Raw genomic sequence first — 21,198 nt, 5'->3', positions numbered from 1 at the left:
CAGATTTATTTGTCGGTGGGACAGTGGACGCATGTTGGACGTAGCAGTGATCGATCAGGCGGCCGCCGCCGAGATCTCCCTGGATCCGGTTCGGGCCCGACTGCTCGCGGCGCTCGCCGAGCCCGGTTCGGCGAGTTCCATCGCCGCGACGGTCGGATTGACACGGCAGAAGGCCAACTACCACCTGCGGGCGCTCGAGGAGCACGGTCTCGTCGAACTCGTCGAGGAACGCAGGAAGGGGAACGTCACCGAGCGGGTGTTCCAGGCGACCGCCGCGTCGTACGTCATCTCCCCTGCCGCGTTCGCCGCCCTCGCGCCCGATCCCGACCGCTCACCCGACCAACTGTCCGCCCGGTGGTTGGTGGCACTGGCCGCGCGATTGGTGCGTGAGGTCGGCGAGTTGATCGCCGGCGCCACTGCGGCGCGTCAGCCGCTGGCCACGTACGCGATCGACAGCGAGATCCGGTTCGCGTCGGCGGCCGACCGGTCCACGTTCGCCGACGAACTCGGCGAGTCCGTGAAGACCCTGGTGGCCCGCTACCACGACGAGAACGCGCCGAGCGGGCGCAGGCACCGTCTCGTCGTCGCGTTGCATCCCAGCTTGAAAACACCGTCCGCGCAAGCGAAGTCATCCGACAACCGTCACGAGGAGAAGTAGTCATGTCGAAGAATTTCGAGATTCGCCGTGAAGTCGTCCTGAACGCCACCCCGGAGGACGTGTTCGCCGCCGTCACCACCGGCACCGGCGGGTGGATGTTCCCCACCGGGTTCGATCCCGGGGTCGGCGACGAGGGACCGGACGACCCCGCCGTCGTCGCGTGGGAGCCGCCGCAGAAGTTCGCGGTGCGCCAGGACGGACCGGACGGCTGGTTCAACGCGCTCGAATACCTCATCGAAGCCCGCGACGGCGGCACCGCAGGCACCGCAGCCCTGCGGTACGTGCACAGCGGCATCTTCACCGACGACTGGGACGCCCAGTACGACGGCGCCGACAAGCACACCACGTTCTACCTCCACAGCCTCGGCCAGTACGTCCAGCACTTCCCGGGACGCGCGGCCACCTACATCGCGGCCGGCGGCCCCGAGGGCTCCGCCGATCCCGGCGCAATGGCCACGCTCCGCACCGCTCTCGGCCTGTCCGACACCTCGGGCACCGGCGACACCGTGTCGGTCGACGTTCCAGGATTCGGCACGGTCGACGGCGTCGTCGACTACCTGACGCCGAACTTCATCGGCATCCGGACCGCTGATGCCCTGTTCCGGTTCTACGGGCGCAACGCGTTCGGCGGAACGGTCGACGCGGCGCACCACCTCTTCGCCACGGGCGCCGACCAGGAGAAGTCACAGGACGCGTGGAAGTCGTGGCTGGACAACGTCTTCGCGTGAACCGTCGCATCTGAGCTCAGGACGCCGTGAACTCGCCCCCACCCGGGATGTTCGGGGTGCTCGTGGTGATCTCGACGCTGACCCGGCCCGCACCCGGATCGAAATACACGGCTGTCGGCGCACCCGGACCGTCCCATCCGCTGAGCGCCCACTGCTTCGTTCCGGAGGCGCCGGTGTCGAGGTTGCGCCAACGCAGCGTTCCGTCGACTATGCAGACACGGGAGGTGCCCACGAAATGCGTTGTCAACATGACGTAGTTCGGCCCGTACGGCTCCGGGTAGTCCGACGACGCCCGGGCGTCGATCCGGCCTCCACAGATGCTGACATCGCCGGGGTACAGGCCGTGCCCCAGTGCGTAGGTGGGAGTCAGGGCCGCCGTATCCGCTCCGGCCGCGGCCGGAGCGCCGAGGAGTGCGGCAGCGGCGAGCGACCCCACTACCGCCGAACGGGCTGTCAGATGTCCCACAGGCATGGCGCTCCCCGGTCGTGTGCGGCGGACGAATCTCTGCCCCTCTTGTCTCCGGGAACGTGCGGAGCGTTACTCGTCCGCACGACTGGTGTCGACGTCGCGCGATGCCGCCGCGTCAGAACAGCGTGAGCGCCGGTCCGGGACGACCGGCGGCGACGAGTTCACGGCGTTCGGACTCGACGCTACCGGCTTCGCGGTGCTTCGCCCCGCCGCCGAGGCCATACCGGTCGACGAGGGGGTCGACTCGCCCTTTCAGCCACGACTTGTATTCCGGCGGAACGTAAGCCGCCCGCCCGTACAACTGCCGGTACTGCCGGATCAGGGCGGGATGCTCGGTGGACAGCCAGTTCATGAACCAGCCCTTGGTGCTGCCGCGCAGGTGCATCGGGAAGACGGTCACACCCGAGGCGCCGGCCTCGGCGATGGACTCGAGCAGGCCGTCGAGATGCCGCACCGAATCGGTGAGAAAGGGTATGACGGGAGCCACCATCACATTGCAGGGCAGGCCGGCGTCGGTGATCGCCCGGATCAGCTCGAGGCGCGCCTTCGGACTCGGTGTTCCCGGCTCGATCGACTTCTGGAGGTCGGGGTCGTGGATCGCCAGCGACACCCCGATGCTCACCGGCACCTGCTGGGCGGCCAGGGTCAGCAACGGGAGGTCGCGTCGCAGCAGCGTTCCCTTGGTCAAGATCGAGAACGGCGTGGCGGATTCGGCGAGCGCACGGATGATCCCGGGCATGAGGCGGTACCGGCCCTCCGCCCGCTGATATGGGTCGGTGTTGGTGCCGAGCGCCACATGCTCACGCTTCCACGACCTCCGCCCCAGCTCCTTGCGCAGCACCGCCGCGACATTCGTCTTCACGACGATCTGACTGTCGAAATCCTGGCCGGCGTCGAGGTCGAGGTATTCGTGGGTGGGGCGCGCGAAACAGTAGCGGCACGAATGCGAGCAACCGCGAAAAGCATTGACGGTGAACCGGAACGGCAGCTGCGACTCCTCGGGCATCTTGTTCAGTGCGCTCTTGCAGAGCACCTCGTGGAAGGTGATGCCGTCGAACTCGGGGGTCTGCACACTGCGCACGAGGCCGGCACGTTCCAGCCCCGGCAAAGCGCCGTCGTCGGCGTCGACCGCTTGCCCATCCCACCTCATGAGTACATGCGAACATTTGTTCTAACCGCTGTCAAGACTTCGCCCCATCCGGGCGCGGCGGAGTCGAGCACGACCGCGCCGGTGAGCGCCGGATCGGGGCTTGCGAGAATGTCGCTCATGTCGAACAGAAACAACGTCTCGTCCGGTTCCGAGTGGGAAGCCAAGATCGGCTACTCCCGCGCCGTGCGCATCGGTCAACTCGTGTCCGTCTCGGGTACCACGGCGTCGGGCCCCGACGGCCCCGTCGGTGGCGACGATCTCGGAGAGCAGACCCGGGAAGCACTGCGCCGAATCGAAGCGGCACTCGCGGAGGCCGGCGCGAGCACCGCCGATGTGATCCGGACCCGGATGTACCTCACCGACATGAGCCGCTGGGAAGAGGCCGGCATCGCGCACGGCGAGGTGTTCGGCGACATCCGCCCCGCCACGACGATTCTCGAGGTCAGCGCGTTGATCGCCCCCGGCCTGCTCATCGAGATCGAGGCCGACGCCGTCCTCGGCGACTGACCGACCCGGGAGGCGGGCACCCGAACCCTTGTCCGCCTCCTCACAGTCCGGCCTTCGTCCCCGCGGTTTTCAGAGTTCGGAGCCCGGCGCCGAGGGTATCGGCGTCGATCGCCGAAGGAGTTCGGCACGGGTGCCGGGCATGCCGCTGCGACCCCGTTCGGCGCATTTGACCGCCAGAACCTGGTTGATTCCGAGTCGATTCGCCGAAAAGCCCAACGCCGCGCCCGCCATGTACAGCCGCCATACCCGCGCCCGTCCGGCGCTGCTGCAGGCGACCGCCTCGTCCCAGTTCGCCTCCAGATTCGCCACCCAGGCCCGCAGGGTCAGTGCGTAGTGTTCGCGCAGCGATTCGACGTCGCGCACCTCGAAACCGGCCCCCTCGAGCGCCTCGATCATCGTTGCGATCGGTTCGAGTTCTCCGTCGGGGAACACGTAGCGGTCGATGAAGGACGTCTTGGAGAACGTGGCAGCGGGATGGCCCGGCCGCCGCGAGATCGCGTGGTTGAGCAACCGCCCCTGCGGGCGTAGCAGCGCGAACAGGTCCGCGGCGTACGTCTCCAGCATCGCGGCGCCGACGTGCTCGGCCATCCCGATGCTCGAGATCGCGTCGTACGGGCCGTCCGTGACGTCGCGGTAGTCCTGGACCCGGATCTGCACCAGATCGCCCACACCCGCCTCGACCATTCGTTTGCCGGCGTAGTCCGCCTGCTCGTGGGACAGAGTGACACCGACGACCTGCACGCCGTAGTGACGTGCGGCGTGCAGCGCGAATGTCCCCCACCCGCAGCCGACGTCGAGCACCCGCATCCCGGCGGTCAGGCCCAGCTTGCGGGCCACCAGATCGCATTTGGCGTATTGGGCCGCGCTCAGATCGTCGCTCTGCTGCGCCCAGTACGCGCACGAGTAGGTCATCGACTCGCCGAGCACGAGTCGGTAGAAGTCGTTGCCGACGTCGTAATGGTGGCTGATCGCGGCGGCGTCACGGCCCTTGTCGTGCCTGCGGCCGCGCGCCGGCTTCATCTCCTCCGCCGGCGGCTTCGGGGGCGGGCCGATGATCCCCAGGCGCAGCGCCGCTGTCGCCAGCGCCTTCTTCGTGTCTCCGTCGATCCGTACGCCGGGTCCTCTACTCGGATCCGACACCTGCTCCAGCACGTCCAGCCCCGCGAGCAGGTCGCCCTCGATGTCGATGTCGCCGGACACGTAGGCGCGAGCGAAACCGAGATCGTTGGGCGCCCACAGCAACCGCCGCAGACCACGCCGATTGACGAGGTGCACCTGCCACGGCGCGTCCGGAGGCCCACTGCGACTGCCGTCCCAACACTTGATCCCGACCGGGACCTGCCCACCCAGCACCGCGCGAACCAACGGCGCCACCGTCTCTGCGACCGTCATACCCACCTCCATCAGAGTTCGGGTCCGGCCGCCACGGCGACTGCTCCGTGGTCACATCGCACGCCGTGACCCCCGCACCTCGTCGACCATATCCATGGAACCCCGATCGCCGCAGTCCCTCTCGCCAATTCCCGCTCGCTGCAACCGTGTCACCCGAACACGCTCGACCGCTCGCTCCGCACCGATCCGATCGCGCGCCACAGACGGCGCTACGATTACGCGGAATCGTCCGTCCGAGAGCCAGGGGTGCCCATGTCGGATCTGGATCAGGCGTTTGCGGACGCGCAGGAGAACGTCAACAGGCTCACCTCGCGGCCGGCCAACGAGGAACTACTGCGGCTGTACGCGCTGTTCAAACAGGGGTCGAAGGGTGATGTCGAAGGTAAGCGACCCGGCCGGTTCGACATGGTCAAGCGCGCCAAATACGACGCCTGGGCGGAATTGGCGGGGACGAGCAGCGCCGATGCCAAGCAGGGCTACGTCGACCTGGTAGCCCGGCTCACGCAGAAGTGAGTTCGCCCGCGGGACGGAACGACCGAAACGGTCCAGCCAATGCGTGTCGGTCGAGTATGTTTCGGTCGGACGTCCGGCGTGGCCGCGGATCCGTCCCCCCGACGGGCGGCCGATCACGCACCGGTTCATCGCCGTGATTCTGCATGCCCGGCACCGGTGAGGGACCGTCGTCCCTCCCATTTTCCTCGAGCGTCGGAGGCGTGTCATTCGCATGCCGACGGCGCCGCCGGGACCGATAATCGTTCCAGCACCGGTTGATTCGTTGCCGGTGCACCGTCGAATGAGGTGCCGTCATGTACTCCAAGAAGACTGTTCTCAAACTCGCCGGCGCCACCGTGGCCGCGGGGGTACTGCTGTCCGGGGTGATGTTTCCCATCGCCGCCGGGCTCGGGTACGCGTCCAACCGTGCCGCCGACAGCGTCGGCAATTCCTCGGCCGAACTGGCCGACGGGGTGGTGCCGGCCGTGACGACCATGACCGACATCACCGGGAACCCGATCGCGTGGCTGTACGACCAGCGCCGATTCGAGGTCCCCAGCGACCAGATCTCCAACGACATGAAGTTGGCGATTCTCTCCATCGAGGACAGACGGTTCGGCGAACACCAGGGGGTGGACTGGCAGGGCACGATGCGGGCGTTCTTCACGAACACCACCACCGGTCAGATTCAACAGGGCGCCTCGACCATCAATCAGCAGTACGTGAAGAACTATCTGCTGCACGTGGTCGCCAAGACCGACGCCGAACGCCGTGCCGCGATCGAGACCACGCCGGTCCGCAAGATCCGGGAGATCCGGATGGCAATGACCCTCGATCAGGAACTCTCCAAAGAGGAGATTCTCACCCGGTACCTGAACCTGGTGCCGTTCGGCAACGGTTCCTTCGGGGTGCAAGACGCCGCCCGCACGTACTTCGGTATCGACGCCAAGGACCTGAACCTGGAGCAGTCGGCGATGCTCGCGGGCATGGTGCAGTCCAGCTCCGCACTCAACCCGTACACCAACCCGGAGGGGGTGTTCGAGCGCCGCAATGTCGTCCTGGACACCCTGGTCGTGAATGTGCCGGACCGGGCCGCCGAGATCCGCGCCCTGAAGGAAACGCCGCTCGGGGTGCTCCCGAAACCGAACAACCTGCCCCGTGGATGCATCGCTGCCGGCGACCGCGGGTTCTTCTGCGACTACGCGTTGCAGTACCTCCAGAACGCCGGGCTGTCCCGTGAGCAGCTCGAAAGGGGCGGCTACCTGATCCGCACCACCCTCGATCCGGCTGTACAAGGATCGGTGAAATCGGCGGTGTCCGCGTACGCCGACCCGAGACTTCCGGACATCGCGAGCGTGATGAACGTCGTGCAGCCCGGGCAGGACCGACATCGGGTCCTGGCCATGGCGGGCAGTCGCAACTACGGCCTGGACGCCGCCGCCGCCGAGACGGTGCAGGAGCTGCCCTATTCACTGTCCGGGCACGGCGCCGGATCGGTGTTCAAGATCTTCACCACCGCGGCGGCCATGGAGAAGGGGCTGCGTCTCAACGCGATCCTCGACGTACCGGGCCGGTTCGATGCCTACGGGATGGGCGACGGCGGCGCCCCCGGGTGCCCCGGAGGCGCCTACTGCGTGCAGAACGCCGCTCCGTATCCGCGGGCACTGTCGGTCACCGACGCCCTCGCCCAGTCACCGAACACCGCGTTCGTGAAGCTACTCCAGGCCACCGGCGTCGATGCGACGGTGGACATGGCGGTGCGCCTCGGCATGCGGTCCTACAACGAACCGGGCACGTCCGGGTTCGGCGACCAGAGCCTGGCCGACATGCAGAAGGACCAGAATCTGGGGTCGTTCACCCTCGGCCCGGTGTGGATCAATCCGCTCGAGCTGTCGAATGTCGCCGCGACGCTGGCCTCGCACGGCAAGTGGTGCCCACCGACCCCGATCGACTCTATCGTCGACCGGCAGGGCCGGCCGGTCCCCCTCACCGAGCAGGCCTGCGAGCAAGTCATCGATCCCGGCCTGGCCGACACCCTGTCCAATGCACTCAGCAAGGACGACCTGCCCGGTGGCACGGCGTCGGCCGCGGCCGCCGCCGCCGGATGGAAACTGCCGATGTCCGGCAAGACCGGGACCACCGAATCGCACATGTCGTCGGCATTCGTCGGGTACACCAACAACCTGGCCGGCAGCGTCTACGTGTTCGGGGACTCGCCTACCCCCGGCCAGATCTGCACCAGCCCGCTGCGCGCGTGCGGGGAGGGCAACCTGTTCGGCGGCACCGAGCCGGCCCGCACGTGGTTCAAGGCGATGATGCCGATCGCGAACAACTTCGGCCCCACCGCCCTGCCTCCGATCGACCCGCGCTACGCCCGCTGACGGGACGACTTGCAGCGGGCGGGTCGAGGCGATCGGCCTCATCGAGGCACCAGTGGCCGATGCCCGGATCCTTTGGCTCGCGCAGGGCGGGTGTGTCCGAGGTGAGGCGGCCGGGACGAGACTGAGAAGATGCTGATCCTCTCGGGCACAGGTGCTCGAGGATGTGCATCGCGCGCAGGTCGTGCTCACGGTGCTCGCCTCGGGCCCCAGTTCGCCCGTTGGTATCAAGCGCTCTCGACGCATGGATATCCGCCCACCGGCGGGAGTCTTCGATTCCGTCGATGCCGCCGCGGCCTCTGCCGGCGCCCGGGTCGGGCTCCTGGTGACTGCCGCCGAGGACGAAACGGCAGCAGAGTGCGCCCTGGCGGTCGTCGCCGCGGCCGGGTCGGGGCCGATCGGTGATCCGATGCAGCGGATCGCCGGCGCCGCGCGGCTGTTGCATCGCCGGCGGCAGCTGGTCGCCGACTGGAGCACACACAGCTCGGCTCAGATGCCCGCAGACATCATCGACGCGGCGTATCACGCGTTCGACCGAAACCTCGACGTGCCGGCGCTCCTCGACCTGATGCGCCACATCGAGTCCGACGCCGCAATCTCGCCGGGCGCCAGGTTCGAAACCTTCGTCCACCTCGACCGGATGCTCGCCTTCGATCTGAGCCGCGGGGCGCGCGGCGTGCCATCACCGCCTGCTACCGGTAGCAGTATGAATCGGAGGAGGCGTCCCCGCCCTGGAGGCGAACCTGGTGCACCCGCAGACCCCGAAGTCCTCGTCATGGGGGAAGAAGCCTCGTCGATGGTCATTCCGCCGCGAGGATCGGTGTGGATCTCGGCAATCCAGGCACTCCACGGCGCCCGATCCGGTGCGGAGTGCGTACCGGCCAGGAGGAGCCCGGCGCCGCCTAGAATGGGGCGATACGGACGCCTTCGCTGCATCGGGCGTGGCGGTCCGAAGCGCGACTGTGCTGCTCGTGAGGCGCCCCGTGGGAGGTGGCCATGCAACCGTCCGACCGGATGCGGGCGCTGCCGCGGCGGGCACGGATCACGATCATCGTGACGGTGGCTCTCGTCGCGTTGCTGGTGATCGGGCCGCGTCTGGTCGTGGGATATACCGATTGGCTGTGGTTCGGTGAGGTCGGCTACCGCCGCGTATGGGGAACCGTCCTGGTCACCCGGCTGATCCTGTTCACGGCGGTCACGCTGCTGGTGGGTGCGGTGATCTTCGCGGCCATGGTGTGGGCGTACCGGTCCCGCCCACTGTTCGCGGCCACGGCCTCGGCTACGGCGAAGGATCCGCTCGAGCGGTACCGGACGGTGGTGCTGCGCCGCCCGCAATCGTTCACGGTGGGGATCGCGCTGCTGCTGGCGCTGCCGTTCGGACTGCACGCGCAGGCGAGCTGGGAGACGGTGCAGCTGTTCCTGCACGGCGGCGCCTTCGGCACCGTGGACGCTGAGTTCGGGTACGACATCGGCTTCTACGTCTTCGACTTGCCGTTCTATCGGCTGATCCTGACATGGCTGTTCATCGCGGTGTTCCTGGCGATGCTGATCGGCCTGGGAACCCACTACCTGTTCGGCGGCATCCGACTGGCACCGAACAAGGACCACCTCATCGAGGTGTCCCGGCCTGCGCGCATCCAGCTCGCGGTGCTCGCCGGCACGTTCATCGCGCTGAAGGCGGCCTCCTACTGGCTCGACCGGTACTCCTTGCTGTGGAGCGGCCGGAAGGAGCCCACCTTCACCGGGGCCGGATACACCGACATCAACGCCGTGCTGCCGGCCCGGCTGATCATGGTCGCGATCGCGGTGCTGTGCGCGGTCGCGTTCTTCGCCGCGATCGCGGTGCGGGACCTGCGGATCCCGGCGATGGCCACGGCACTGCTGGTGCTCTCGGCGATCCTGGTCGGCGGAATCTATCCGGCGCTGATCGAGCAGTTCTCGGTCCGCCCGAACGCCGCCGACCGGGAGAGCCCCTACATCGACCGCAACATCGCCGCGACCCGGCAGGCCTACGGTATCGGTTCGGACCGGGTCGAGTACCTCGACTACCCCGGGGTGGGCACCCGACCGCCCCGGGACATTCCCGCCGACGTCACCACCATCGCCAACGCCCGCCTGCTGGACCCGACCGTGCTCGCGCGCACCTTCACCCAGCAGCAGCAGCTGAAGAACTTCTACGGCTTCCCCGAGCACCTCAACATCGACCGCTACACAATCGACGGTCAACTCGCCGACTACATCGTCGCCGCGCGCGAGCTGTCACCGAACAGCCTCAGCGGCAACCAGACCCAGTGGATCAACCGGCACACCGTGTACACCCACGGCAACGGGTTCGTCGCCGCCCCCGCCAGCCGGGTCAACGCCGCCGCCCGCGACGTCGCCGGGCAGGCCACCAGCAGCGACAGCGGGTACCCGGTCTACGCGGTCAGTGACATCGCCTCCCAGGCCGCCGGCCACCAGCTGATCCCGGTCGAGCAACCGCGCATCTACTACGGTGAGGTGATCGCACACGCGGACCCGGACTACGCCATCGTCGGCGGCCCGGAGGGTGCGCCGCCGCGCGAGTACGACACCGACACCGCCCAGTACACCTACACCGGCACCGGTGGGGTGCCGGTGGGCAACTGGGCCAACCGGTTGGCGTTCGCCGCCCGGTACGGCGAGCGCAACATCCTGTTCTCCGGCGCCGTCGGGCCGGGGTCGAAGATCATCTTCAACCGGGACCCGGCCACCCGGGTCGAACACGTCGCCCCATGGCTGACCACCGACAACAACCCGTATCCGGCGGTGGTCGGCGGCCGGATCGTGTGGATCGTCGACGGCTACACCACCGCCGCGCACTACCCGTACTCGCAGGTCGGCTCGCTCGCCGAGCCGGTCGTCGGCGGCACCGGCCGCACCCTGCCTCTCGAGCAGGTGTCCTATGTGCGGAACTCGGTGAAGGCCACCGTCGACGCCTACGACGGCACCGTCACCCTCTACCAGGTCGACGAGAACGACCCGGTCCTGCGGGCGTGGATGCGCGTGTTCCCCGGCACCGTGCAGTCGGCGGAGGCGATCCCGACCGAGCTGCGTGCGCACTTCCGCTACCCTGAGGACCTGTTCCGTCTGCAGCGGGACCTGCTGGCGAAGTACCACGTCGATGATCCGCGGGAGTTCTTCACCACCAACGCGTTCTGGTCGGTGCCCAGCGATCCGACCGCCGATACCGGCGGGGAGCAGCCGCCGTACTACGTCCTGGTCGGCGACGCCGGCTCGGCGGCCCCGTCCTTCCGGCTCACCAGCGCCATGGTCGGCTTCAACCGGGAATTCCTCTCCGCCTACCTCTCCGTGCACTCCGACCCCGAAAACTACGGCAGGATCGACATTCTGCGGTTGCCGACGGACACCCAGACCCAGGGCCCGCGGCAGACCCAGAACTCGATGATCTCCGACACCCGCGTCGCATCCGAGCGCACCCTGCTCGAGCGGTCCAACAAGATCTACTACGCCAACCTGCTCACCCTGCCGATCGCCGACGGCGGAATCCTCTACGTCGAACCCCTCTTCACCGAACGCCTCACCAGCACCGCCGAGGCCTCGACGTTCCCGCAACTGGCCCGGGTCCTCGTCAGCTACCGCGAACCCGGCACCGGCGGGGTCCGCGTCGGCTACGCCCCCACCCTCGCCGAGGCCCTCGACCAGGTCTTCGGCGCCGGCACCGGCGCCGTCGCCACCACCCCCGGCGGCGATGCCACCACACCACCACCTATCGGTGGGCAACCGCCGGCGCCCCCACCGGGCGCCCCGCCCGCCCCACCGCCGGCGGCGTCGGACCAGCTGACCGCCGCGGTCCTCGAACTCAACGCCGCCCTGGCCAACCTGCGCGAGGCGCAACACACCGGCGACTTCACCACCTACGGCGCAGCCCTGGACCGACTGCAACAGGCCATCGACACCTATCTGGCCGCCGGCGGAACCCCGCACTGACCCTCCCCCCGGGCGCGGCGCGGGACAATGACGTAGTGCCGTAAGAATGATCACGGATTCGGCGACGAACCGCGTGCGTCGGACGTGGGTGATCGTTCCCCGGGTCCTCATGTAGCACGGCCTCGCGTGATGGTGTCCCGAACGTCAGAGCCGAGCGGCGACGGTACGGGCGAGCTGAGCGACGGTTTCGCTTGCACAGGCACGGTTGTCGCCGACGCCGCCCGTCGCCCCGCGTTTGGCCCAGCCGACGACGTAGAGGTTGTGGAGGGGTTCGCCGTGCGAGGTCACCTGGCCGCGGTGATTCGGGATGGCTCCCCGTTCATCGAGGGGGACCCCATCGATGCGTTTGGTGGTGAATCCGGTGGCGCAGACCGCGGAGTCGGCGCGGAAGGTGCGTCCGGCCTTCGTCGTGACGGTGACGCCGCCGGCCGCGTTCCGGCGCAGGTCGGTGACCTCTTGCTCGAAAGACAACAGAACGCGCAGGCGGGCGTCGGTGGCTACGCGCGCGGCGCCCTGATCAGCGGAGTTCAGCTCAGCGAAGTTCAGGTCGGCGACAGGTAACCGTGCGAGGTCGCGTAGGAGCGGATTGTCGGCGTGGGGGCTCGGCGCACTGCCGGCTCCGTCGATAAGAATCTCGGTGTCGGCAAGTTCGAGCAGTTCGTAGAACGCCGACGGGGTGAATGACGCCCGGTCCGGGGCCGAGCGCGACAGCACGACCACTTGGGCGATCCGCGTGCCGGCGGGACCTCGGGTGCGTGTGTTCGCCGCCCACCTGACGACGTCGAAGCCAACGTTGCCCGCACCGACCACGACGCAGGTCGGCCCGAGGGGGGCCGGTGGACGGAAGCCGGACTCCTCGCAGTTCTCGGTGACCAGGATGTCGATCGCCTGATAGATGCCGTCGTCGCTGCCGACGGGCGCGTCGAGGTCGGCGGCGGACCCTGGTCTACGCGGCTGTGAGGCGCCGCAGGCGAGGATCACGGCGTCGAACCTCGTCCGGAGTTCGTCGACCGACACGTCCACGCCGATCTCGGTGTTGGCGACGATGGTGACGCGGTCGTCATGGAAAGGAACATCGAACAGCCGAATCATCTCGCGGATGCCGACATGTTCGCGTGAGACTCCCCGGTGCAGCAGGCCGCCGACCGTGCCGTATTGCTCGTAGACGGTCACGCGGATCGACGTCGACCGGCGGAGGAGTTCGCGCACGGTGTACATCGCCGCGGGCCCCGAGCCGACGACAGCGACAGTGAGCCCGTCGCCCGGGCGGCCCAGCGGCTGATCGAATGTGGTGCGGTGCGGTCGCCTGTTCGCGGGTGCCGGTGCCTGCGCGTAAAACTCTCTGTTTCGAGCGGCGTACGGACTCTCGGTGACGGTCAGCGCCTGTTCGGGTTTGATGGCCGACGCCGGGCAGGCCTCGACGCAGGCGGTGCAATCGATGCACGAGCGGGGGTCGATGAACAACGTCTCGGCCGACTCGAAACCCGGTTCGCCGGGGACCGGATGAATACAGTTCTGCGGGCACACTCGTACGCAGGAGGCATCCTTGCAGCAATGCCCCAGGATGACGTGGGTCACGATGACTCCTGCGTGATCAAAGCAGGTTCGATTTCCGGTAGATCCATCGCGCGCCGAAATTCAGCAACCCTTCTTTGCTCAGGAATTCGATAAACGGCTCCGCGGCCTTCCGGAACATCATCCGGTGATGCTCGTTCGCGTCGATGTTCGACCTCACGACGTCCCAGTCGAGGCCTAGCTCCTCGTACACTCGTCGATTGATCAGCGTCCGGGCGATGAGGTGTGTCCCGCTCGCGAGGATCATCGTGCTGATGAATCGCCGCAACCGGGAGATTCCCACCAGCCGGTCGCGGATCTGCCGCCGCGCATACGCCATGTGCCTGGACTCTTCGACCACGTGGATGTAGGAGCTGCGGCGGATGGGCGCGGCGACATCATCGCTGGCCATCCAGTCGCGTTGCATCACGTCGAAGATCTCTTCACCGGCGAGGACGATTCCGTATGCCACCTCGCCCCATGCGAAGTGCCTGAACAGCCAACCGAAGAACTTCAGCATGCGATCGTGCGGATGACAATGTGATCCGATGGACTCGATGACATCGACGAACATCAACGAGTGCAGGTTCTCGTCCGCACATTCATTCAAAAGGAATTTGACGTCCGGCCGCGACGGGTCTGCACTGTGGCTCGCCCGCAGCAGCGCCACCTGCAAGCCCACCTCCAGCCAGATACCGACCCCGAGGAACTGTGCGACTTCAGCCCTGGTGAGTCGGACACGCTCGGCCTCGGACATCTCCGCCCACAACGGCGTGCCGAACAGCGGTGACCACTCCGGTGTCATTCCATGGCGGTGATCGTCAGCCGGATCGACGTCGCAAACGAGCGGATTCCTCGAATCGAAAGACAATCGCTGGGCGGATGCCAAAAGAGTCTCGAACAGCGCGTCACTCTCGGCAGCCGTCATTCTCCCTACTCCCCAATCCTTCCCCGTAGGGCGAATGAAACAAATACGACGTGGTTGTGAAAGTCCCATCCAAGGTACATCCAAGGTGCGTGACGCCCCCGGGCGGGCTATCCGGCCGCGACCGCGTCAGACGCCGGCAGTCGACGCCATCGCCGCACCAGCGGATCGGTGGCGGTCGGGTAGGGCGGCGTGTTGCCGGTGAGGTACTGCTACCTCACGGCGGGCCGGTCGTCCCAGCATCGCTGCGCACCTGTCAGCGCCTCGATCGCGACCTCGTGTCGGTGGTCGGAAACGCGCAGCGGCGGATCCGATCCGTCGGCGACGGCCACCGCCCATTGCCTCCGGCGGGCAGGTGGAGCAGTGTGAAACACGGGGAAATGACCGGCGACGCCGCGTCGGCGCCGCCCTGAGGAGAAGGGTGCCGATCGTGTTCGCACGCTCAACAACAATTCATGCGCATCCGTCGTACATCGACGCCGGGATCAAGCACGTGCGCGACACCGTGATGCCCGCGCTCGCGGACACCGAGGGCTGCCTCGGCATGTCCCTGCTGGTCGATCGCGACTCGGGCCGGTGCATCGCGACCAGTTCGTGGCGGGACGAGGACTCGCTGCGCGCCAGCGAGGGACCGGTGCTGAAGCTGCGGGACACCGCGGCGGAGGTCTTCCACGGCACCACGGAGGTCGCGCGGTGGGACATCGCGGTCATGCATCGCGACCACCATGCGGATCGCGGGGCCTGTTGCCGGGTCACGTGGATCAAGACCGAGCAGGCCCACATGGACCGCGCCGTCGACGTGTGGAAGATGGCCGCATTGCCCAAGATGGAGGAACTCGACGGCTTCTGCAGTGCCAGTTTGATGCTCGACCACGCAGCGGGTCGCGGGGTGTCGTCGCTGACGTTCGACAGCTCCGAGGCGATGGAACGCAACCGAGAACGCATCGACGGCATCCGGGACGAAGGCGTTCGAGAGGCGAACGCCGAGGTGCTCGACACGTGCGAATTCGAGTTGGCCATCGCGCATCTGCACGTCCCCGAGATGGCGTGAACCCCGAAGGCCGGTGGAACGGGCGTCGCCGTCGAGCGGACGTGATCGTTCGTCCGACCGCTACGACGGCGGAGCCGGCCACGGATGGTCGGGGCTGATGATCTTCACGATGTCGGCGAAGAGGTTCCACACGCCCAGCGGATCGACGTTCGAATTGACCAGCATCACCACCGTCTTGTCCTCGGGAGGAAGGTAATAGGCGTAGGTCTGATAGCCCGCGGTATTTCCGTTGTGGCCGATCCAGCCGTTCTGGTACTCGACTCCGAGTCCGTACAGCGAACCGGTCCCTTCCGACGGTGCGAGCTGAAACTGCTCCCGTTCGCGCTGAGTGGCCGGGGAGAGCAACGTGCCCGTGGCCAGGTCGCGCGCCCACGAACCCAGGTCGTCGACGGTGGAAATCATGTTTCCGGCGCCGAAGCCCCACGACGGGTTCCAGTCGGTCGCATTCACCGTGTCGCCGTCGGGCGTTTTCGTGTATCCCTGGGCGTGAGGTGACGGTATCGCCGCATCGGTCGGCACCGAGGTGTCGCCGAGATTCTCGGGTCGCGCGATGTACTCGTCGATGTAGGCGTCCAGCGGCCGGCCGGAGACCTTCTCGACCACGAGGCCCAGGAGCAGGGTATTGGTGTTGCAATAGTCGAACGCGGCGCCCGGCGCGAAGAGCGGTGGACGGCTGAAACTGATCCCGAGCAGCTCCTGGGGCGTCCACTGGCGCTGTGGTTGGCTCGGCAGCGCCGGGATCACCACGTCCGTGTAGTCGGGAAGCCCACTCCGCATGGCCGCCAACTGGCGGATGGTGATCGTGTCCCCGTTGGGGACATCGGGCACATACCGGTTGATCGGATCGTCGAGGCCGATCTTTCCCTGATCGACCAGTTGCAGTACGGCGGTGGTGGTGAAGGTCTTGGTGATGCTGCCGATGCGCGTGAACACGTCGGGCTCCATCGGGTCACCGGTGGCCGTGTCGCGTACCCCGAACGCCTGGACGTAGGGCGCGGCGTCGTCCTGCCACACCCCGACGACCGCTCCGGGAATCTCGGCGCGCTCCATCGCCTTCGGAATCGTGTCGGTGAGCTGTGCATCGGGCACGGCGGGTGGGGCGTCCGACTGACCGCATCCCGCCAGTACCGTCCACGAGATCGCCAGGACTGCCATCCTTCGCCGCCCCGAGAACGTCTGCGCCATCCTCTCCCCTGTCCCATGCCTGTCGTCGCGTGCCTGCAATGTCGACCTGCCCGAAGCTTGCCTCATCCGCTGCGCCGTGCACCGGTTTTCGGGCGTCCGATTTGAGGCAAACGCCCCATGCGGCGACCAATACTGCGGACCGATGATCAGGGCATGACGAATCGAGTTCAACAATCATCCAGATCGGCGGTCACGGCCGAGTCGACAGTCGCACCACCGTCCGCGGGGCGGGTCGACGCTGTCGACGTGAGCCTGAAGGTCGGGGGGCGGCAGATCCTCCAGGAGCTGTCGCTGTCCGTCGAACCAGGCGAGTTGGTCGCCATTGCGGGCGGTAGTGGAGCAGGAAAGAGCACATTGCTCGAGATCCTCGCCGGACTGCAACCGCCGTCCGGAGGGGAGGTCCGGCACGACGGCGTCGTGCGCGGTGCCCGTGTCGGCGCCGATTCCCGCATCGGCTATGTGCCCCAGGACGACATCCTCCACCTCGAGATGCCCCTGCGCCGGACGCTGCGCTACGCGGCGCGACTACGGCTGCCCGCGGGCACATCGACGGCCGAAGCGGACCGGATCGTCGAGGACACCATGCGTGACCTCGACCTGGCCGACCGCGCCGAGGTGCCGGTCCGGGCGCTGTCCGGCGGCCAGCGCAAACGGGCCGCGATCGCCGTAGAGCTACTGACCCGCCCGCACCTGTTCTTCCTCGACGAGCCCACCTCCGGGCTCGACCCGTCGACCGCGGCCGACGTGATGCGCCTGCTGCGCCGACTCAGCCGGCGCGGGGTCACGGTCGTCCTCACGACGCACGAGCCGGCCGGCATCGACCGATGCGACCGGGTGGTGTTCCTCGCTCGCGACGGCCACCTCGCCTTCACCGGCAGCCCGGCCGAAGCTCGGAGCTACTTCGGCGTCGAGGATCTCGCCGAGGTGTACGACAGGCTGGCCCGGGAGCACACCCCGCAGATCTGGGCGCAGCGATTCACGGCCGTCAGCGGAACATCGGCCGCCCGGTCCGATGTGGCGCCACCGCCCGTCCGGGCACCGCGCGCCGACGTCACTCACGCGGGCCCCGTGCGGCAATGGTGGCTGCTGACCCGACGCAATGTCGATGTCCTGCTTCGCAACCGGCTGACGCTGGCGGTCCTGCTCGGCTCGCCGGTGCTGGTCACGGCGATGATGGCGACACTGTTCCAACGCGGCGCGTTCGATCCGCGGGGCGCAGCCGACCTCGGTCCGGCCCAGATCGTGTTCTGGATCGCCTTCGCCGGATTCTTCTTCGGCCTGACGTACGGCCTGCTCCAGATCGTCGGCGAGATGGCCGTCTTCCGGCAGGAGCGCCTGGCCGGGCTCGGCGTGGGCGCCTACGTGGCATCCAAGGTGACGGCACTGCTGCCGGTGCTGGCCGGCGTGAGCGCGCTGCTCCTCGGTGTGCTGCGGGCGCTCGGCCGGATCCCCGCCGTCGGATGGGAGGTGTCCGCCGTCCTGTTCCTGACCATCGTGATCGAGGCGACCTCGGCGCTGGCCCTCGGATTGCTGGCGTCGGCCGCGGTCTCCAACGCCGCGCAGGCCGCCCTCGCCTTGCCGATGCTCTGCTTCCCTCAGGTTCTGTTCGGCGGTGCCATCGTACCCGTCGACGAGATGGCCCTCCCGGGACGGCTGATGAGCCTCGGACTGTCGAACCGCCACGCATTCGAAGCCCTGGGCCGCGACCTGGATCTCGACCGGTACGGCGCCACACTGCCGGCCATGTCCGCCTACGGCGACACCTTCCACGGGGGCACCGGCGCCAGTCTCCTTGCGCTCGCCGCGTTTGCGGTGGTCCTCACGCTGGCCACGGTCTGGGTACTGGACCGGCGGTCCCGACCCGGCGCATCCCGGCGATGACGACGACGTGCAGATGTCACTTCCGCGCCACCGCGTCGACCGGGAATCCCACCAGACCCCGGTCGATTGCGGCGAGGCTGGCCTGCGTGCGGTTGTTCACACCGAGCTTGGCGTAGACGCGTTCGACGTGGTTGCGTGCCGTCTTCTCGGCGATGATCAGTTCGGCGGCGATGTCTCGATTCGACCGGCCCTGCGCGACGAGTCGCAGGATCTCGACCTCGCGGTCGGTCAGGCCTGCCGGCCAGGGCGTCCGCCGCGACGGTCGCCGGCCGGCCGCCGCAAGCACGGCCGTCACCGATTCGGCGTCGAGGCGTCCGGCGCGCGCCTCCTGCCGCACCCGATCGGCGGCACCGCGCGCATCGAGGGCGGGCCGGTGCGGACGCGGCTCGAGCAGTCGCTGATACGCCTCCGCCGCGGCAAGCAACCGGTCCTGCGCGGTCAATTCCGCGCCGCCGATCCCCCGGGGAAAGCCGGAGCCGTCGAGCCGTTCCCGGTGCTTCATCGCGACGGACACCACCGACTCCAAGCCGGTGACTCGGCTCAGTATCCGGCCGGTGAGGTCGGGGTACATCCGAACCCGTTCCCATTCGGCCGTCGTGAGCGGCCCCTTCTTCTCCCAGATCTGGTTGGACACTCCCATTTTGCCGAGGCTGTGCACCAGGCCCGCGCGGTAGAGCTGCGTGACATCCGACGCCGGTGTGCCCAGGTGCCGGGCCGCGCCGGCCACCAGATTCGCGACGCCGCGCGAATGTCCCAGGGTGAACGGCGATTTGAGATCGACGAAATCGGCCATGGCCCCGAGCAACTCGTCGCTCTCCTCGGCCCCGAGTGTTCGGTCCCGGTCCGGTGCCAGGGCCAGCGCGGCGACCCAGACGTCCGTCTCGAACACGCCGTCCACGATCGCGGCCGCGTCACGGTCGAACACGTCCGCCACGGCCGGGCTGAACTGACTGCCGCGCCGGGAACGGAGGACGTCCTTGGCGTGTTCGAGCCCACCCGTCCGCAGGTGCACCTCCACGACGTCCGCCACGTGCGCGATATGGATCTCGACCGGGATGACCTCTCCGCGAGAACCGTTGGGCAATCCGCGGCCGTCCCAGCGTTCGAAGGCGTAGGCGAGCGCCTGTCCGACCTGCCCGTCCAAGCCCATCCGATCGGAGAGAACTCCGGCGGAACTGCAATGCGAATGGATCAGGGTGGCGACCTGGCTGCGAGCCGCGACGAGAAAGACGGCGGCACGGATGCCGCGCTCCCAGCCCGGCAATCCGCGTCCCACGTGACTGGTCATCAGCCGCAGGAACGGCAGGCCGGTCATGTCCACCGTGTACGTGTCGGCGCGGAAGGCGATGTCGTCACCGAAGAGCGCAGCGAGTTCGTGGGAGTCGGCGTGACAACCGATCCACCCGATCAGGTTGGCGTAGTAGACGGTCGCCCGCTGCCGGGTGTCGAGTCCCATCCGCTCGGCGATCCGCGTCGCGATCAGCGACGACCGGAGCATGTGTTCCATCGGCTGACCCAGACCGAGGTCGATCGCCAGCGAGACCGCGGCCAGCAGTTCGGCTCTGCTCAGACCTTTGTCCGAGCCGGGCAGCCTCCCGTGCGGGTGCATCGTCCCATTCTCCACCCGCGCCCGGCCCTGTCGACGCCTCGTCTCGGCGGGACGCGGTGTTCCCCGATTCGCACCCTGGCCACCGCGCACACTGGGTAGGGTCCGATTCCATGGCTGACCAGGGGAAGATCCGGACCGTGGTGTGGGGCACCGGGAATGTGGGGCGGGCGGCGATCCGGGCGATCGACGCGCACCCCGGTCTCGAACTGTCGGCGGTGATCGTGGCGAACCCGGAGAAGGCCGGACGCGATGCCGGCGACCTCGCGCGTCTGGGCCGCTCGCTGGGGGTGGCAGCGACAGAGGACGCCGATACCGTGCTAGCGGACTCCCCCCGGCGCGGTCGTCTACGCCGCCTCCGGCGAGATTCGGCCCGACGACGCGGCAGCCGACATCACCCGCGCGCTCGCCGTGGGGGCCGTCGTCGTGACTCCGTCCCTCTACGCGTTGTACGACCAGCGCAACGCGCCGGCCGAGTTGCGCGATCCGATCGAGTCGGCGGCCGTGTCCGGCGGCGGCGCCCTGTTCGTGTCGGGCGTCGACCCGGGATGGGGCAACGACATCCTGCCGATCCTGATGACCGGCCTGGCCGGCACGATCGATCAGATCCGGTGCCAGGAGATCTTCGACTACACGACGTACGACCAGCAGGATTCGGTGCGGTACCTCGTCGGCATGGGCCAGCCGATGGACTACGAACCGCCGATGGTCGCGGCGACGGTGCCCACGATGGTGTGGGGCGGCCAGATCCGGCTCCTCGCCCGCGCCCTCGGCGTGGAACTCGACGAGATCCGGGAGACCCTGCTCCGCCGGCCGCTCGAGGAGACGATCACCACCGAACTCATGGGCGACTTCGAGGCGGGCACCCAGGGGGCGCTGCGTTTCGAAGTCCAGGGCATCGTGGGCGGCGAACCCCGCATCGTCATCGAGCACGTCACGCGGATCCACCCGTCCTGCGCCCCGGACTGGCCCGTGCCGCCGGACGGCGGGGACGGCGCCCACAAGGTGATCATCGAGGGCCGTCCACGAATCGAGGTCAACGTGGAGGCCACCGACGAGGGCGGCAATCGAGCGGCCGGCGGCAATGCCACCGCGGTCGGGCGCCTGGTCAACGCGATCCCGTGGTTGCGGACGGCCGCGCCGGGTCTCTACGACGCCCTGGACGTCCCGCTCGTTCCCGGCCACGGCAAGCTCGGCTGACACCACCCAGAACAGTTAGCCCTTGCGCTAACCATCACTGCGGTGAATACTTT

At 68.1% G+C, this 21,198-nt stretch carries 15 protein-coding genes and 1 pseudogene; 9 read left to right on the top strand and 7 right to left on the bottom strand.

Translation table 11 applies throughout. The annotated features are described in order from the left end of the window. Nucleotides 1-31 precede the first annotated feature (31 nt). Nucleotides 32-658 (top strand): ArsR/SmtB family transcription factor, encoded by a 627-nt coding sequence (locus tag ACFTWF_RS01870; RefSeq protein WP_378459580.1) that lies wholly within the window; start codon nucleotides 32-34, stop codon nucleotides 656-658. 2 nt (nucleotides 659-660) lie between these two features. After that, nucleotides 661-1,386 carry an SRPBCC domain-containing protein gene (locus ACFTWF_RS01865; protein ID WP_378459579.1) on the top strand — a complete coding sequence of 242 codons (726 nt, stop codon included), beginning with the start codon at nucleotides 661-663 and terminating at the stop codon, nucleotides 1,384-1,386. A gap of 16 nt (nucleotides 1,387-1,402) precedes the next feature. Here the strand turns inward: ACFTWF_RS01865 and ACFTWF_RS01860 are convergent, their stop codons facing one another. Both ACFTWF_RS01860 and ACFTWF_RS01855 read right to left on the bottom strand, forming a co-directional pair. Next, nucleotides 1,403-1,858 carry a hypothetical protein gene (locus tag ACFTWF_RS01860; RefSeq protein ID WP_378459578.1) on the bottom strand — a complete coding sequence of 152 codons (456 nt, stop codon included), beginning with the start codon at nucleotides 1,856-1,858 and terminating at the stop codon, nucleotides 1,403-1,405. A 112-nt stretch (nucleotides 1,859-1,970) separates the two neighbouring features. Continuing rightward, nucleotides 1,971-3,005 (bottom strand): Rv2578c family radical SAM protein, encoded by a 1,035-nt coding sequence (locus ACFTWF_RS01855; RefSeq protein ID WP_378459577.1) that lies wholly within the window; start codon nucleotides 3,003-3,005, stop codon nucleotides 1,971-1,973. Nucleotides 3,006-3,113: 108 nt separating this feature from the next. On the opposite strand from ACFTWF_RS01855, the gene ACFTWF_RS01850 reads away from it, so the two are divergent. Beyond that, complete coding sequence (locus ACFTWF_RS01850) at nucleotides 3,114-3,512, top strand: RidA family protein (protein WP_378459576.1); 399 nt, start codon at nucleotides 3,114-3,116, stop codon at nucleotides 3,510-3,512. A gap of 69 nt (nucleotides 3,513-3,581) precedes the next feature. Here the strand turns inward: ACFTWF_RS01850 and ACFTWF_RS01845 are convergent, their stop codons facing one another. After that, entirely contained in the window at nucleotides 3,582-4,904 is a 1,323-nt protein-coding gene (locus ACFTWF_RS01845; protein WP_378459575.1) for a class I SAM-dependent methyltransferase, read from the bottom strand. 252 nt (nucleotides 4,905-5,156) lie between these two features. Between ACFTWF_RS01845 and ACFTWF_RS01840 the strand changes: the two genes are divergently transcribed. The 3 genes from ACFTWF_RS01840 (at nucleotide 5,157) to ACFTWF_RS01830 (ending at nucleotide 11,743) form a co-directional block, all read left to right on the top strand. Next, nucleotides 5,157-5,417, top strand: coding sequence for an acyl-CoA-binding protein (locus ACFTWF_RS01840; RefSeq protein ID WP_378459574.1), 261 nt, complete (start codon nucleotides 5,157-5,159; stop codon nucleotides 5,415-5,417). 293 nt (nucleotides 5,418-5,710) lie between these two features. Further along, complete coding sequence (locus ACFTWF_RS01835; RefSeq protein WP_378459573.1) at nucleotides 5,711-7,777, top strand: transglycosylase domain-containing protein; 2,067 nt, start codon at nucleotides 5,711-5,713, stop codon at nucleotides 7,775-7,777. Nucleotides 7,778-8,770: 993 nt separating this feature from the next. Continuing rightward, nucleotides 8,771-11,743 (top strand): UPF0182 family protein, encoded by a 2,973-nt coding sequence (locus ACFTWF_RS01830; RefSeq protein ID WP_378459572.1) that lies wholly within the window; start codon nucleotides 8,771-8,773, stop codon nucleotides 11,741-11,743. Between the two features lie 144 nt (nucleotides 11,744-11,887). On the opposite strand, the gene ACFTWF_RS01825 is transcribed toward ACFTWF_RS01830, so the two are convergent. Together ACFTWF_RS01825 and ACFTWF_RS01820 are read right to left on the bottom strand one after the other, a co-directional pair. Beyond that, nucleotides 11,888-13,321, bottom strand: a complete 1,434-nt coding sequence (locus tag ACFTWF_RS01825) for an FAD-dependent oxidoreductase (RefSeq protein WP_378459571.1) — start codon at nucleotides 13,319-13,321, stop codon at nucleotides 11,888-11,890. 16 nt (nucleotides 13,322-13,337) lie between these two features. Next, nucleotides 13,338-14,294, bottom strand: coding sequence for a diiron oxygenase (locus ACFTWF_RS01820; protein ID WP_378459570.1), 957 nt, complete (start codon nucleotides 14,292-14,294; stop codon nucleotides 13,338-13,340). A 349-nt stretch (nucleotides 14,295-14,643) separates the two neighbouring features. On the opposite strand from ACFTWF_RS01820, the gene ACFTWF_RS01815 reads away from it, so the two are divergent. Further along, complete coding sequence (locus tag ACFTWF_RS01815; RefSeq protein WP_378459569.1) at nucleotides 14,644-15,273, top strand: antibiotic biosynthesis monooxygenase; 630 nt, start codon at nucleotides 14,644-14,646, stop codon at nucleotides 15,271-15,273. Between the two features lie 60 nt (nucleotides 15,274-15,333). On the opposite strand, the gene ACFTWF_RS01810 is transcribed toward ACFTWF_RS01815, so the two are convergent. After that, nucleotides 15,334-16,458: a serine hydrolase domain-containing protein gene (locus tag ACFTWF_RS01810; RefSeq protein ID WP_378459568.1), complete on the bottom strand. Its 1,125-nt coding sequence runs from the start codon at nucleotides 16,456-16,458 to the stop codon at nucleotides 15,334-15,336. Between the two features lie 153 nt (nucleotides 16,459-16,611). Here ACFTWF_RS01810 and ACFTWF_RS01805 point away from each other — a divergent pair, with 153 nt between their 5' ends. Further along, nucleotides 16,612-18,339: an ATP-binding cassette domain-containing protein gene (locus tag ACFTWF_RS01805; protein ID WP_378459567.1), complete on the top strand. Its 1,728-nt coding sequence runs from the start codon at nucleotides 16,612-16,614 to the stop codon at nucleotides 18,337-18,339. Between the two features lie 16 nt (nucleotides 18,340-18,355). Here ACFTWF_RS01805 and ACFTWF_RS01800 read toward each other — a convergent pair whose 3' ends face one another. After that, nucleotides 18,356-19,948 (bottom strand): HD domain-containing phosphohydrolase, encoded by a 1,593-nt coding sequence (locus ACFTWF_RS01800; RefSeq protein ID WP_378459566.1) that lies wholly within the window; start codon nucleotides 19,946-19,948, stop codon nucleotides 18,356-18,358. Nucleotides 19,949-20,058: 110 nt separating this feature from the next. Here ACFTWF_RS01800 and ACFTWF_RS01795 point away from each other — a divergent pair. Continuing rightward, a pseudogene (locus tag ACFTWF_RS01795) lies at nucleotides 20,059-21,145 on the top strand (dihydrodipicolinate reductase). Nucleotides 21,146-21,198: the final 53 nt, after the last annotated feature.

This window comes from Rhodococcus sp. NPDC056960, assembly GCF_042674125.1.
Classification (GTDB): Bacteria; Actinomycetota; Actinomycetes; order Mycobacteriales; family Mycobacteriaceae; genus Rhodococcus_F.
The sequence above is the reverse complement of the archived record's forward strand: the minus strand, read 5'-3'. Positions and strand labels throughout refer to the sequence as shown.

Excerpts from the sequence above, each read along its gene's own strand:
- ACFTWF_RS01800 (WP_378459566.1), bottom strand. The coding sequence starts at position 19,948 with ATGCACCCGCACGGGAGGCTGCCCGGCTCGGACAAAGGTCTGAGCAGA.
- ACFTWF_RS01820 (WP_378459570.1), bottom strand. The coding sequence starts at position 14,294 with ATGGGACTTTCACAACCACGTCGTATTTGTTTCATTCGCCCTACGGGG.
- ACFTWF_RS01835 (WP_378459573.1), top strand. The coding sequence starts at position 5,711 with ATGTACTCCAAGAAGACTGTTCTCAAACTCGCCGGCGCCACCGTGGCC.
- ACFTWF_RS01855 (WP_378459577.1), bottom strand. The coding sequence starts at position 3,005 with ATGAGGTGGGATGGGCAAGCGGTCGACGCCGACGACGGCGCTTTGCCG.
- ACFTWF_RS01810 (WP_378459568.1), bottom strand. The coding sequence starts at position 16,458 with ATGGCGCAGACGTTCTCGGGGCGGCGAAGGATGGCAGTCCTGGCGATC.
- ACFTWF_RS01860 (WP_378459578.1), bottom strand. The coding sequence starts at position 1,858 with ATGCCTGTGGGACATCTGACAGCCCGTTCGGCGGTAGTGGGGTCGCTC.
- ACFTWF_RS01870 (WP_378459580.1), top strand. The coding sequence starts at position 32 with ATGTTGGACGTAGCAGTGATCGATCAGGCGGCCGCCGCCGAGATCTCC.
- ACFTWF_RS01865 (WP_378459579.1), top strand. The coding sequence starts at position 661 with ATGTCGAAGAATTTCGAGATTCGCCGTGAAGTCGTCCTGAACGCCACC.
- ACFTWF_RS01850 (WP_378459576.1), top strand. The coding sequence starts at position 3,114 with ATGTCGCTCATGTCGAACAGAAACAACGTCTCGTCCGGTTCCGAGTGG.
- ACFTWF_RS01830 (WP_378459572.1), top strand. The coding sequence starts at position 8,771 with ATGCAACCGTCCGACCGGATGCGGGCGCTGCCGCGGCGGGCACGGATC.
- ACFTWF_RS01805 (WP_378459567.1), top strand. The coding sequence starts at position 16,612 with ATGACGAATCGAGTTCAACAATCATCCAGATCGGCGGTCACGGCCGAG.
- ACFTWF_RS01845 (WP_378459575.1), bottom strand. The coding sequence starts at position 4,904 with ATGACGGTCGCAGAGACGGTGGCGCCGTTGGTTCGCGCGGTGCTGGGT.
- ACFTWF_RS01840 (WP_378459574.1), top strand. The coding sequence starts at position 5,157 with ATGTCGGATCTGGATCAGGCGTTTGCGGACGCGCAGGAGAACGTCAAC.